Origin of the sequence: Ochrobactrum sp. BTU2, assembly GCF_024539785.1 — a bacterium.
Lineage (GTDB): Bacteria > Pseudomonadota > Alphaproteobacteria > Rhizobiales > Rhizobiaceae > Brucella > Brucella anthropi.
This window is the reverse complement of record NZ_JAHWRG010000005.1, coordinates 125,657-138,727: the sequence shown is the minus strand read 5'-3', so window position 1 is coordinate 138,727 and position 13,071 is coordinate 125,657. Positions and strand designations below refer to the sequence as shown.

The following is a 13,071-nucleotide window of genomic DNA, read 5'->3' as shown; positions in this document are numbered from 1 at the left end:
TTCATTTATCAATAAATGTGATTCACGCAGTTTTCTCTATCCGCGTGAGGCCGCCCATGTATGGCTGCAATGCTTCAGGAATATGAATGCTGCCATCTTCTTCCTGATAATTTTCCATGACGGCGATCAGCGCGCGTCCGACGGCGACACCCGAACCGTTCAGCGTATGCACGAAACGGGTCGACTTCTCGCCTTCCGGACGATAGCGGGCGTTCATGCGACGGCCCTGGAAATCGCCGCAGACCGAGCAGCTGGAAATTTCGCGATAAGTGTTCTGGCCGGGCAGCCATACTTCGATGTCGTAAGTCTTCTGTGCGCCGAAGCCCATGTCGCCGGTGCAGAGCACGACGGTACGGAACGGTAGGCCAAGGCGTTTCAGCACTTCTTCCGCACAGGCGGTCATGCGCTCATGCTCTGCGATCGAGCTGTCGGCATCGGTGATCGACACCATTTCCACTTTCAGGAACTGGTGCTGGCGCAGCATGCCGCGCGTGTCGCGACCGGCAGAACCCGCTTCCGAACGGAAGCATGGGGTCAGCGCCGTGTAGCGCTGGGGGAGCGACTTGGTATCGACGATTTCATCTGCAACCAGATTGGTCAGCGGAACTTCGGCGGTTGGAATCAGCCAGCGACCATCCGTCGTGCGGAACAGATCTTCCGAAAATTTCGGCAGCTGGCCGGTGCCATAGACAGCTTCATCGCGCACCATCAGCGGCGGCATCGTTTCGGTATAGCCATGTTCCATGGTGTGCAGGTCGAGCATGAACTGGCCAAGCGCACGTTCGAGGCGTGCAAGCGACCCCTTCAACACGGTAAAGCGCGAACCTGCGAGCTTTGCAGCGCGTTCAAAATCCATGTAACCGAGCGCCTCGCCCAACTCGAAATGTTCTTTCGGCTGAAAGGCAAAGTTTCGCTGGTTGCCGACGCGACGAACTTCGACATTGTCGCTTTCGTCCTTGCCAAGTGGCACGTCTTCGAGCGGAATATTGGGAATGGTCGACAGAGCGTCGTTCAGTTCCTTGGTCAGGCGACGCTCTTCGTCCTCAGCCTGCGCAAGAAAATCCTTCAACTCGGCGACTTCGGCCTTCAGCTTGTCAGCCGTTGCTGCGTCCTTCGCAGCCATGGCCTTGCCGATTTCCTTCGAAGCGGCATTGCGGCGCTCCTGCGCAGCCTGAACCTTGCCGACATATTCGCGGCGTTTTTCGTCCAGCGCCATCAATTCGGACGACAGCGACTGAGCCCCACGCTTGGCAAGCGCCTTGTCGAGGGTTTCAGGGTTTTCGCGAATCCATTTGATGTCGAGCATGGGAAAAGCCGTTTCGTGAAATTGAACAGAAGCGAGGCCGCACAACCTGCAACCTCACAGAATTATCGTGACAAATCAGGACGATGAAGCGTTGTTTTCAGCGTCGGAAGCTTCCTGCGCCTCATCCCGCTTCTTCTCGATCATGCGAGCCACGATGATTGAAATCTCGTAGAGAAGGATTGTTGGCAAGGCAAGGCCGATCTGGCTCGCCGGATCGGGCGGAGTCAGGACCGCAGCGACGACGAAAGCAATGACAATTGCGTATTTGCGCTTGTCCTTCAGACCAGCCGACGTCACCAGTCCGACACGGGCCATCAGGCTCGTTACCACCGGCAGCTGAAAGACCAGACCGAACGCAAAGATGAGCGTCATGATAAGGCTCAGATATTCCGATACCTTCGGCAGGAGAGAAATCTGCACTTCACCGGCGCCGCCAGTCTGCTGCATTGCGAGGAAGAACCACATCACCATCGGCGTGAAGAAGAAGTAGACGAGCGCGCCGCCTGTCAAAAACAGGATCGGCGATGCAATCAGGAACGGCAGAAACGCCATGCGCTCATGCTTGTAGAGGCCGGGCGCCACAAACTTGTAAATCTGTGCTGCAATGATCGGAAATGCCAGCACGATGCCGCCGAACATGGCCACCTTCACCTGTGTGAAGAAGAACTCCTGCGGCGCGGTATAGATCAGTTCCGCTTTCGAGCGATCCATGCCCGCCCAGTCGAGCGCCCATTGATAAGGCACGACAAGCAGGTTGAAGAGCTGTTTGGCAAAAGCGAAACAGAAAATAAATGCCACGAAAAATGCCAGAATTGCCCAGATCAGGCGGCGGCGCAGCTCGATCAGGTGCTCAAGCAGAGGCGCTGCGCTCTGTTCGATTTCGTCCTCGTCGCGTGTCACGCTTTGGTTCCTGTCTTCTTCGTGGTCTTCTTGGCAGTTGTGGCGGCAGCAGCCTTGACCGTTCCAGCCTTTGCCGTTTCCGCTTTCGCCGCTGCCGGCTTTCGGGGAGCAGGCTTTGCAACGGAAGCCGCCTTCGGCGCAGCCTTCGTTTTGGCTACAGTGACTTCGGTCGCTTTATTCTCCGCCTTCGGTGCAGTCTTTCGGGTCGCCTTCTTGGGCGCTGCGGCTTTTTCCACAGCAGGCGGAACCGGTGCGCCACCGGCATCAACCGGCGTCGTCACTTCAGCAACTTTTTCGGGTGTCGCCGGAGACATGGAAGACGTGGACTGAAGGCCCGAGCGCAGATCCTCGCCCGCACTTCGAATCGGATCGAATACCTGCGTGATCTTCGAGCGCGGGTCTAGCTTGCGGGTCTCGTCGATGATGTTCTTGACGTCGTCAAGCTCAGCCTCTTTCAAGGCTTCGTCGAACTGCTGCTTGAACTCATTGGCGGTGGCACGCATGCGCGCTGTCGCCTTGCCGAATGCACGCAGCATTTTCGGCAAATCCTTGGGACCGACCACCACGATCATCACGATCGCAATAATCAGAAGTTCAGACCAACCGATGTCGAACATATTCTTGATACCCCGCGCAATTCGCGCGCGCGTCCCGTCTTTCGGCGGAAAACCGCACTTGTAAATGGCAAAATATGCTGCGCGCGCTTGCACGTGCGCAGCATGCTTTATCCGTTAGATCAGGACTTGGTGGTTTTCTTGACGTCGTTGACGGTTTCGTCAGCCTTGGCGTCGATCGTACGACCCGAATCCCGCGCGTCATCCTTGGCGTCTTCGTCGGACATGCCCTGCTTGAAGTTCTTGATGCCCTTGGCAACATCACCCATCAGCTCGGGAATCTTGCCGCGGCCAAACAGAAGAAGGACAACCGCCAGGACGATCAGCCAGTGCCAGATGGAAAAGCTACCCATTTTATTCCTCTCATTGCCGCGAACGTGCGGCATGTTCCTGCAATGCCAGTTACGATTTAAGCGCTTTCAACAAATCTTTCAAACAGAAGTGTGACGGTGAACGGCTTTGCGACAAATAAAATTGGCTCCAAAGGCCATACTGAGACTATTCACCGCGTGGGGCGAGCAAGCCAAGGCTTTCCAGATCGATATCTTCGAGCGGCTCTTCGTCTTCTGTCAGCTCATCCGGGTCGATATTCGGCACCGGAACGGCAAAGCTCGATGGCATACGTGCCGAGAGCAGCCCTGCCCCGCGCAGCTCTTCCAGTCCCGGCAAATCGCGGATTTCCGGAAGGCCGAAATGGTCGAGAAACGAGTCGGTCGTGCCATAGGTGACCGGACGACCGGGCGTACGACGGCGTCCGCGCAATTTGATCCAGCCGGTCTCCATGAGGACATCCAGTGTGCCCTTTGAGGTCTCCACACCGCGGATATCTTCCAGCTCGGCGCGCGTGACCGGCTGGTGATAGGCGATGATGGCAAGCACTTCCATCGCGGCGCGGGACAGCTTGCGCTGCTGCACAGCTTCGCGGCTCATAAGAAAGGCGAGATCGGGTGCCGTACGGAACGCCCACGCACTGCCAACCTGAACAAGGTGCACGCCGCGCGTTTCATATATTTTCTGCAAATGTTTCAACACTGGCGCGACGTCAACATTGGCAGGCAGACGTTCGGCCAATGCGCGTTCGGAAACCGGTTCAGAGGACGCAAAAACAATGGCCTCGACAATGCGCGCAAGATCAGCAAGCCCCTGCGTCAAGACAGAAACTTCCGTTTCGATCTGATCGTCGTCACTATCGATTTCAGCCAGATTTCGACGTTCCGCCTCAGACATCCTCGTCCTCATCCAATTCGCTGATATCTCCTGTCGCCCGGATATAGATCGGCTCGAAAGGAGCGTTTTGCCTGACTTCCAGTTTGCCTTCACGCACAAGCTCAAGACTGGCGGCGAAGGAACTCGCGAGCGCCGAAGCTCTTTCTCGGGGCGAAAGCGTATAATCGATCAGGAAGCGATCGAGAGAAATCCAGTCGCCCACCGATCCCATCAAACGCACGAGCGCCACACGAGCTTCCTTCAATGACCAGACTGCGCGCTTGGCAATCTGCACCTGCGACACGGCCTGTCGCTGGCGCTGCGAAGCATAGGCGGTAAGAAGATCGTACAGCGTTCCAGAAAACTGGCTGGTCCTGTCCACCATGACCATTTCCGGCATACCGCGCGCAAAAACATCCCGCCCCAGCCGGTTGCGGTTGACGAGTTTCGCCGCCGCATCGCGCATGGCTTCAAGTCTCTTCAAACGGTAATGCAACGAAGCAGCCAGTTCTTCGCCGGTCGCTCCATCATCGCCCTGTTGCTTCGGGATCAGCAGCTTCGATTTGAGATAGGCAAGCCATGCAGCCATGACGAGATAGTCAGCTGCAAGTTCGAGGCGCAAGGCGCGTGCCTGTTCCACGAACACCAGATACTGCTCTGCAAGTGCAAGAACGGAAATACGGGCGAGATCGACGCGCTGGCTCCGCGCAAGGTGGAGCAGCAAATCAAGCGGGCCTTCAAACCCCTGCACATCGATGAGAAGCGACGGTTCACTTTCGCTACGCTCGGAATCGCCCTGCCACAGCGCGTCCATCGGCACGAGCGTGCCGTCTTTGCCGTCTGTGTCTGCTCCCGATGCCGCCAAACCCGTTTCCCTGCTGATAAGGTCCACCGGCGGATCAGTCCGCCGGTGAAGTCAGTTTACCAAGTTTTGACGATTACGCTATCAGTTCGAACATGGCGTTGAATTCTGCACGCAGTTCGTCCTCATCGGAAAGATCGGGATCGCCTGCATAAACTTCGGCCAGATCGGCACGGCGCTTCGCCTTGCCTTCAAGAACCGGCACACGCGCTGCAACCTGCTTCAGTTCTTCCATCACACCTGCGCAATAGAGGACCATATCACAACCGGCACCGATGATGCCGTCCGCAATGTCACCGAGTTCGCCCGAAAGCGCCTTCATGGAAATGTCGTCGCTCATGACAAGACCATCGAACTGGATGACATCGCGAATGATCGTGTTGATGACAGTCGGTGACAATGTCGAAGGGCGCTGCGGATCGATGCAATCGAATACGACATGCGCCGTCATTGCCATTGGCAGGTCATTGAGCGCCTTGAACGGCACGAAATCATGCGCAACCAGCTCATTCAGGGGAACCGTGACACGCGCCAGCTCCTTGTGGGTGTCGGCAAACGCACGGCCGTGCCCCGGCATATGCTTGACCACAGGCAGCAGACCACCGGCAAGCAAGCCTTCAGCAGCAGCTCGCCCCATTTCTGCAACCGCCTGCGGGTTCTTGGAATAGGCTCGCGCGCCGATAACATCATGTGCGCCTTCGACGGGTACGTCCAGAACCGGCAGGCAGTCCACATTGACGCCAACCTTCAGCAAATCGAATGCATGCAGGCGGGCATGAAGCCACGCAGCTCGCAGACCTGCTTCGCGATCACGCGCATAGATCGCACCGACTTCCGAGGCCGAAGGATAGTTTGGAACGAGCGGCGGGCGAAGGCGCTGCACGCGTCCACCTTCCTGATCAATGAAAACCGGCGTCTGGTGCCGCCCCGTCAGGTCGCGCATGTGCGCCGTCAGCTCGGAAACCTGTTCCAGACTTTCGACATTGCGTGCAAAAAGAATAAAGCCCCAAGGTCTTTCATCGCGGAAAAACGCGATTTCGTCCTCAGTCAGTTTCGTTCCCGACACACCGGCAATCCATGCCTTGCACTCTTTCATGCGCTCTTCCCCAAAATTGTCTGGAAATGCTGTACTCAAACAACCCTGCCCCGGTTTAACCGAAAAGAACAAGGCTTGGTAGTGGACCATGAAAAAGGGCGACCGAGGCCGCCCTTTCCATATTCAATGTCCGACAAATCACTGCGTTACGAAGCAGCTGCCGCCAGCGGACTTAAGGCGTCCGCAAAGTGCGGATGCATCTTCCTTGGAACCACCCTGAACGCGGACACGATAGTAGGTGCCCTTGCCCGGAATGTCGGCACGCTTGATGTCGACGCTGCGGCCACCGATTACGCTGCCATACTTCTGGGCCATATTGGCATAGGACTTCTGTGCCAGCTCGGCAGATGGCTGCGAAGCAATCTGGATGAAATAACCGCCTGCACCTGCTGCCGATGCAACCTGCGACGCTGCCGGAGCAGGATTGGTTGCAGCCGGAGCCTGCGTGCGCTGCGGAACATTGCCGACGATGTTGACCGGTTGTTCAGCAGGCCGTGATGGCACCACCGGAGCACGGACAGGAAGACGCGGCGCTTCCGCAGCCGGCTCAGGCTGTTGTGTCACAGGAGCCGGTGCAGGTGTTTGCGCAGCCGGTTCTGCCGGTACGTTGCCAGCGGCCAGCGCAGCAATTTCATCACCACCGGCGGGAGCCGCCGGCTGAGCAGTGTTTGCTGGTGGCAGCTGCGAGGCTGTTTCCTGCGGAGCCGGAGAAGGCTGGACAATAGAGCCGTCTGGACGAACGATCATGGTTTCCACTTCGCGCGGCTGGACCAATGGCGCATTGTGGTTCGTGTTCTGATTCTCGGCCGAAGCATTATTCGTCACTGGCGGCTCGTCAGGCGTATTGTCCGCCATGTTCTCGCTGTCATCCGTGCCGGAAATGTCCACTGGCTCTTCACCGGAAGTAATCAGAGACTTTTGTTCCGGATTGTTCGGCAGCGTACCGGCAACGCGGTCATAAACCGCCTTGTCCTGGTTCGGTACCGTGGCACCGCCCGGATTTTCCGGCTGCATTTTGATCGGCTGATTGTCGGCACGAATCACGACCGGCTCACCGGAACCGCTACCTCCGAGGAAGTGATAGCCGATCCCGCCAAGAAGCACCGCCGCACCGGCCACGCTGGCCAGAATAAGACCACGACGGCCACGAACCGGGCGATTACGATAAGCTTCGGCAGCGCTGCCAAGATCATCGTCCGCCTGCATCGCAGCGCGTTCGCCAAAGTCGCCTCCTTCAAGGGTCTGTGCACCCTGGGCTGCCCAATGGTTATAGAAGTCGTCTTCATTGCCCAACGGATTGGAGGCTTTTGGCTGTGCTGGCGCCTGGGCTGTTGCCTGTGAGCGGCCATACGCTCCCGCAGCTGCGGCAGCGCCGACACCCACTGCTGCAGCACCGACAGCAGCACCAAGGCTGGCACCGGAGTTTGGCAGATAGCTCGAAGCGCTTTCGCGGAATATGTCCTCAAAAGCCCTGTCAGCTTCGCTCTGTGCGTCTGTTTTTGCCGATTCATCCACACCAACCGTGTTGAAGACCTCGGCGAATTCGGCTTCGAGATCAGTCAAACCGGCGTTGGTTTCTTCTTCGCCGTAGTTGATTTCCGGCAAATCGAGGGAATGCGTCTGCTCAACCTTTTCTTCGGCCACGCTCAAGGTTTCGACTTCGGGCGCCGGGGCGCTGACCGCAGCCGTATGAGCACCGCCGAACTGCTGGAACGAAGTCGATGAAGAACGGTAATCGTCGTCCGGACGCACCGCATGTGCGTAGGCGGTGGCTTCTTCTTCAGGTTCCGAGCTCAGATCGAGATCATCTTCCGTGAAGAAATCATCTTCGCTGAAAGCGTTCTCATCCTGAATGCTGGAAACATCGCCGGACATTTCGAAACCGAAATCATCTTCCGAAAGGCTGATTTCATCCAGCTCCGAAAGGTCGTCTTCGGTTCCTTCAGCAGCGATTGCAGCGGCTGTTTCCTCAACATTGAACGAAAAATCGTCGTCGAAAGAGAAATCGTCGTCGTCGCCAAGAGAAGGCGCAGTTTCTGTAACCGGCGCATAGTCGGCCTGCGGGGCTGTCGCCACTGCGTCCTGCCCTGCGATGCCCGAGGAGAAATTGCTCCGCGTATAGTACGGATATCCTGCAGGCACGACCTGAGGCTGAGGCGCATAGGTTTCAACGGGTGCAGCCGTCTGTGGTGCAGCATCGTAAGCCGGCTCATCGAGCTGCAGATCATCGAAATGCAAATCTGCAAGCTCGGTCTCGTCTTGATATCCAACATTCTGCACCGGCACCACGTCGTGGTGGACGTAGGGCTCCTCTGCAGGCGCGACATGGGACGCGACATGGGACGCGACATGGGAAAACCGGGTCTCGTCGTGAGACACTGGCTGCGGCTCATCGCCGAAAAGGAGATTTTCCAGCTCGTCCTCAAGCGAAACCGGCGCAGCGGTGGCATAGGACTGTTCGGCAGGCTCAACAGCCTGAACGTTCCAGTCATGATCGCGCGCAGGCTGATAAGCCTCTTGATGCGGCTCTATGGCTGGCTGATAGATGGTCGGATCGTAATCGGTCTGATCGACATGAAGCGGCTCGACAGTTTCCCGGCGAGCGTAGACCGACGACGATGCGGCATAGGTCTCTTCGTTCGAATCGCGTGCAGTCGAATAATCACTGTAGTCGAATTGCGGCACAGGTTCAGTGCGGTCAGCTTCTTCGAACTCAAGTGCTTCGAATGAGGGCGTTTCTAATTCGGGCGCCTGCTCATCTTCATCCATTTGAAGATCAAGCTCGTCTTCCAGAGCCGAAGCAAGTTCTTCCTCATGAATCAGAGGCTCATCCAACAGATGAGAATCATCTTGTGCAGGGGTCGCTGCGAACTGTGACGGGTCCGTAGGCTGAGAATAATCATTGAAGTCACCGAGCAATTCGCGCTCCAGATCCAGCGATGGATCGAAGCCCGGCTCTGTCCGGTTATCTTCAAAGTAACTAGGTCGGCGCTCATTCCAAGCGACGTTGTCATCAGCAGGCGTGCCGAAGTCCATGATCCGCGACAGTTCCATCAGTGGATCGTCTTCGTGCAACGGACGCTCGCCGTAATTACGGGGATTTGCACTGCTGTCCGTCATAGCGTGTTCCTAACTCAAACCCTGGACGTCGCAAGACGTCTCCATACATTGCTTTGTAGCGAGGCAATGTGGGCAAAAGTTGACGGAAGTTTCCTGCGCCAGAAGGAAGACCAATGACTTGCGTTCATTATGGCCTTCCACCTGTTCGACTTGCCAACTTTTGCCTTCAATCAGTCTTTCGACCTGAAAAGCTTCGTGACAGTCGCCTGACCTCCGAAGTCATCTCGAACCACATAGTGCGGCCCGTGAGCTGCGGAGACCATTCTTCGAGTATAATCCATCTCAAAAGGCTTTCACCTTCGAACTATACTCTAGCGCATTTCCGTTGGAGCATCCGCACCGATTATCGTCAATCCGGAAGTCAGCACATCGGAAACAACCTGTACCAGCCCTAGCCTGGCTAATGACAAGTCTGGATCGTTAACCTTAATAAAACGTAAGTCCGGGTTCTCTGTGCCTCTATTCCACTGCGAATGGAACGCGCTGGCGAGATCATAGAGGTAAAAAGCAAGCCGATGCGGCTCCTGATGAATGGCCGCAGCCTCGATCAGACGCGGATATTCGGCGAGCTTGCGAACGAGTGCAATTTCGCTCTCATCGGTCAGCTTGTCGAAATGCGCAGCCATACCGACCCGGTCGAGATCGGCGAGACCAAGCTGATCGGCAGCCTGACGGAAAACCGAATGGCAACGCGCGGAAGCATATTGCACGTAGAAGACCGGATTATCCTTCGACTGCTCCGTCACCTTGGCAAAATCGAAATCCAGCGGCGCATCGTTCTTCCGGTAAAGCATCATGAAACGAACCGGATCGCGGCCGACTTCATCCACCACATCGCGCAGCGTGATGAATTCGCCTGACCGCTTCGACATGCGCACAGGCTCGCCATCGCGGAACAGCTTGACCAGCTGGCAGAGCAGCACCGTCAGCTTCGCCTTGCCGTCGGAAACAGCCCTTGCGACCGCTTCCAGACGCTTGACGTAGCCGCCATGATCGGCACCCAGCACATAGATCATCTCGTTGAAGCCGCGGTCGTACTTGTCCTTGAAATAGGCCACGTCGCCTGCAAAGTAGGTAAAAGCGCCATCGGACTTCATCAGAGGACGGTCGATATCGTCACCCACTTCCGTCGAACGGAACAATGTCTGCTCGCGATCTTCCCAGTCTTCCGGAAGCTGACCCTTCGGGGGCGGCAGCTTGCCCTTGTAGACATGGCCCTTGAGCGTCAGATCGTTGATTGCATTGCGAATCGCCCGTGCGTGATCAACATGCAGCTTGCGCTCGGAGAAGAACACGTCATGGTGCACGTTGAGCGCATCAAGATCGGCGCGGATCATCGCCATCATGGCATCGATCGTGCGATCCTTTACGAGAGCAAGCGCTTCGGCTTCCGGCATTTCCAGAAGCTTCGAACCAAATTCCTTGGCAAGCTCCTGCCCGACCGGAACGAGATAGTCGCCGGGATAAAGACCAGACGGAATTTCACCGATATTTTCACCGAGCGCTTCACGGTAGCGCAGCATGACGGACCGCGCCAACACATCGATCTGCGCACCGGCATCGTTGATGTAGTATTCCTTGACCACATCATAGCCTGCAAATTTCAGCAGATTGGCCAGAACATCGCCCACAACTGCGCCGCGGCAATGGCCCACATGCATCGGGCCCGTCGGGTTTGCCGAAACATATTCGACATTGACCTTCGATCCTGCGCCAAGTTTGGAGCGACCGAAATCCTTACCTTCATTCAGCATCGCCGAGAGTTCGCGTTGCCAGTAAGTGGCCTTCAGACGCAGATTGATGAAGCCCGGACCGGCGACATCAACCGTTTCGACGTCGGCATCCGAGGCAAGAGCCTCGGCGATGCGACCGGCAAGTTCACGCGGGTTCTGACCGACAGCCTTGGAGAGCACCATCGCAGCATTGGTTGCGATATCACCATGGGAAGAATCTCGCGGTGGCTCGACACCGATGCGCGAAAGGTCTAAATCGCCACCGTCTTTCGGTTTCAGATCAATATCTTGCAACGTCTTTTTGATACGTGCGTCGAAATCTGCAAAGATATTCATGGTCTGTCCTGTCAGGCTTACGCCGGGCTTTGTTTTGTCGCATTGTCCTACGCAAAACCGCTTCGCACTTTTGCTGGAAATGCTCTAATCCTGTACGGAATCCGGTCAAACTGCCGATAGATGCCGCTTCGTTTGGCCCCCGATTAAGCTAAATCGGGTGTGTGGTCAAACAATCGTCGGTGTTCTCGCACGGCATAATTGTCAGTCATCCCGGCAAGATAGTCAGCGACCCGCCGCGCCCGCGCCGCCTCATCCAGCGTCTCGCAGCCCGATTGCCACTCTGACGGCATGATCGACGGATTGGCGAAACAGGTATCAAAAAGGTCCTGCAATATCTTGTCGGCGGCATGTCTGCGCACCACGACGCTGTCGTGGAAATAGAGGTTCTTGAACAGAAATCGCTTCAGCACTTTTTCGTCGGTGCGCATGGTATCGGAAAACGCCACCAGTGCATGCGACTGGCCGTGCACATCTTCCACGCTCTGCGGCTTTGCCGCTGCCAGACGGCGCTGGGCCTCTTCGATCACATCTTCCACCATGATGGTGATCTGCCTGCGCACCAGCTCATGTCCGGTTCGCACGGGATCAAGGTCGGGATAACGCGTCCGCACGAGATCGAGCAACCGCTTTGTCAACGGTACTTCGTCAAGCGCATCAAGGCTCAAAAGCCCTGCTCGCAAGCCGTCATCGATGTCATGAGCGTTATAGGCAATATCGTCGGCAATCGCCGCGCATTGCGCTTCGAGACTGGCGAACCGCGTGAGCTCCAGATCATAGCGTTCATTGAAGTCGAGGATCGGCAACGGAACAGCGGCATCCGGATGTGCTGCATGAGCGCCCAACAGCGGCCCGTTGTGCTTGACCAGCCCTTCCAGCGTTTCCCACGAGAGATTAAGCCCGTCGAAATCGGCATATCGATGTTCGAGCTTGGTCACGATCCGGAGCGACTGTGCATTATGGTCGAACCCGCCGAACGCCTTCATGCGATCGTTGAGCGCTTCCTCGCCCGTATGGCCAAAGGGTGTGTGGCCAAAATCGTGGACAAGCGCTACCGCCTCGGCCAGATCTTCATCGAGCCGCAATGCGCGCGCCAACGCACGCGCAATCTGGGCGACCTCTATCGTATGCGTAAGCCGCGTGCGGTAATGATCGCCTTCATGAGCGATGAAAACCTGCGTTTTATGTTTCAGACGACGAAATGCTGTGGAATGGATGATACGGTCGCGATCGCGCTGGAATGGCGTGCGGGTCGGGCTTTCCGGCTCTGGCACCAGACGACCACGGCTCCGTGCAGGATCACAGGCATAGGGCGCGCGTTCGCGATAACCGAAGCCTATTCCTTCCAGCGACATTGCGATGCATCCTTCACTGTAATATGATTACACAAAACTGGTGCGAATATTGACTTCCGCAGTTCGCGTTCATAGCTATCAGCTAATCATGAAGGCAAGTATGCGGCTATCGGAAATCTGGAGAAATCACCCGGTTCGATATTCGCAATTGCAAACGGAACAAGGCAGATGACAGGCATTACCGTTTCAGATTCCGCAGCAAAGCGGATCGCCAAGATTCTCGGATCGGAACCGGGAAAGACTGCCCTTCGCGTTTCTGTCGAGGGCGGCGGGTGTTCCGGCTTCTCCTATAAATACGATCTGGTTGATGAGCAGACCGACGACGACATCGTCATCGAGAAGCTCGGCGCCAAGGTGCTGATCGATTCCATTTCGGTTCCCTATATGGATGGTTCAGAAATCGATTTCGTCGATGATCTGATGGGACAGTCGTTCCAGATTCGCAATCCGAACGCCACTTCGGCCTGCGGCTGCGGAACCAGTTTCGCCATCTGACGGGCGCGCGAATACGCGAATAGAAGATTTAAAACCGGCTGCCATGTGGCG

Annotated in this window: 11 protein-coding genes; 1 reads left to right on the top strand and 10 read right to left on the bottom strand. The window is 56.6% G+C overall.

The window, feature by feature from the left end; genetic code table 11:
* Positions 1 to 22 precede the first annotated feature (22 nt).
* From serS to KWJ32_RS16485, 10 genes are all read right to left on the bottom strand, one after another.
* A complete protein-coding gene (gene serS / locus KWJ32_RS16530; protein WP_040130146.1) occupies positions 23 to 1,306 on the bottom strand; it encodes a serine--tRNA ligase in 1,284 nt (427 codons plus the stop codon).
* A 75-nt stretch (positions 1,307 to 1,381) separates the two neighbouring features.
* Positions 1,382 to 2,206, bottom strand: coding sequence for a twin-arginine translocase subunit TatC (gene tatC, locus KWJ32_RS16525; protein WP_012092212.1), 825 nt, complete (start codon positions 2,204 to 2,206; stop codon positions 1,382 to 1,384).
* Complete coding sequence (gene tatB, locus KWJ32_RS16520; RefSeq protein ID WP_094513747.1) at positions 2,203 to 2,823, bottom strand: Sec-independent protein translocase protein TatB; 621 nt, start codon at positions 2,821 to 2,823, stop codon at positions 2,203 to 2,205. Before tatB ends, tatC begins: the two co-directional genes overlap by 4 nt.
* A gap of 119 nt (positions 2,824 to 2,942) precedes the next feature.
* On the bottom strand, positions 2,943 to 3,173 hold the full coding sequence (locus tag KWJ32_RS16515; RefSeq protein ID WP_010661242.1) for a twin-arginine translocase TatA/TatE family subunit: 231 nt from the start codon (positions 3,171 to 3,173) through the stop codon (positions 2,943 to 2,945).
* Between the two features lie 145 nt (positions 3,174 to 3,318).
* Positions 3,319 to 4,047 carry an SMC-Scp complex subunit ScpB gene (gene scpB / locus KWJ32_RS16510; protein WP_012092214.1) on the bottom strand — a complete coding sequence of 243 codons (729 nt, stop codon included), beginning with the start codon at positions 4,045 to 4,047 and terminating at the stop codon, positions 3,319 to 3,321.
* A complete protein-coding gene (locus tag KWJ32_RS16505; RefSeq protein WP_012092215.1) occupies positions 4,040 to 4,891 on the bottom strand; it encodes a ScpA family protein in 852 nt (283 codons plus the stop codon). The genes scpB and KWJ32_RS16505 overlap by 8 nt, the downstream gene beginning before the upstream one ends.
* A 73-nt stretch (positions 4,892 to 4,964) precedes the next feature.
* Positions 4,965 to 5,984 (bottom strand): beta-N-acetylhexosaminidase, encoded by a 1,020-nt coding sequence (gene nagZ, locus KWJ32_RS16500; protein ID WP_012092216.1) that lies wholly within the window; start codon positions 5,982 to 5,984, stop codon positions 4,965 to 4,967.
* Positions 5,985 to 6,122: 138 nt separating this feature from the next.
* Positions 6,123 to 9,104, bottom strand: coding sequence for an SPOR domain-containing protein (locus KWJ32_RS16495; RefSeq protein ID WP_012092217.1), 2,982 nt, complete (start codon positions 9,102 to 9,104; stop codon positions 6,123 to 6,125).
* Between the two features lie 311 nt (positions 9,105 to 9,415).
* Complete coding sequence (gene argS / locus KWJ32_RS16490; RefSeq protein WP_012092218.1) at positions 9,416 to 11,173, bottom strand: arginine--tRNA ligase; 1,758 nt, start codon at positions 11,171 to 11,173, stop codon at positions 9,416 to 9,418.
* 143 nt (positions 11,174 to 11,316) lie between these two features.
* Positions 11,317 to 12,525 carry a deoxyguanosinetriphosphate triphosphohydrolase gene (locus KWJ32_RS16485; RefSeq protein WP_012092219.1) on the bottom strand — a complete coding sequence of 403 codons (1,209 nt, stop codon included), beginning with the start codon at positions 12,523 to 12,525 and terminating at the stop codon, positions 11,317 to 11,319.
* A gap of 168 nt (positions 12,526 to 12,693) precedes the next feature.
* Between KWJ32_RS16485 and erpA the strand changes: the two genes are divergently transcribed.
* Positions 12,694 to 13,020 carry an iron-sulfur cluster insertion protein ErpA gene (gene erpA / locus KWJ32_RS16480; RefSeq protein WP_006471759.1) on the top strand — a complete coding sequence of 109 codons (327 nt, stop codon included), beginning with the start codon at positions 12,694 to 12,696 and terminating at the stop codon, positions 13,018 to 13,020.
* Positions 13,021 to 13,071: the final 51 nt, after the last annotated feature.

What these genes read in the sequence shown, in the direction of transcription:
- serS (WP_040130146.1), bottom strand. Translation starts at nt 1,306, where the DNA reads ATGCTCGACATCAAATGGATTCGCGAAAACCCTGAAACCCTCGACAAG.
- tatB (WP_094513747.1), bottom strand. Translation starts at nt 2,823, where the DNA reads ATGTTCGACATCGGTTGGTCTGAACTTCTGATTATTGCGATCGTGATG.
- KWJ32_RS16515 (WP_010661242.1), bottom strand. Translation starts at nt 3,173, where the DNA reads ATGGGTAGCTTTTCCATCTGGCACTGGCTGATCGTCCTGGCGGTTGTC.
- scpB (WP_012092214.1), bottom strand. Translation starts at nt 4,047, where the DNA reads ATGTCTGAGGCGGAACGTCGAAATCTGGCTGAAATCGATAGTGACGAC.
- nagZ (WP_012092216.1), bottom strand. Translation starts at nt 5,984, where the DNA reads ATGAAAGAGTGCAAGGCATGGATTGCCGGTGTGTCGGGAACGAAACTG.
- KWJ32_RS16495 (WP_012092217.1), bottom strand. Translation starts at nt 9,104, where the DNA reads ATGACGGACAGCAGTGCAAATCCCCGTAATTACGGCGAGCGTCCGTTG.
- argS (WP_012092218.1), bottom strand. Translation starts at nt 11,173, where the DNA reads ATGAATATCTTTGCAGATTTCGACGCACGTATCAAAAAGACGTTGCAA.
- KWJ32_RS16485 (WP_012092219.1), bottom strand. Translation starts at nt 12,525, where the DNA reads ATGTCGCTGGAAGGAATAGGCTTCGGTTATCGCGAACGCGCGCCCTAT.
- erpA (WP_006471759.1), top strand. Translation starts at nt 12,694, where the DNA reads ATGACAGGCATTACCGTTTCAGATTCCGCAGCAAAGCGGATCGCCAAG.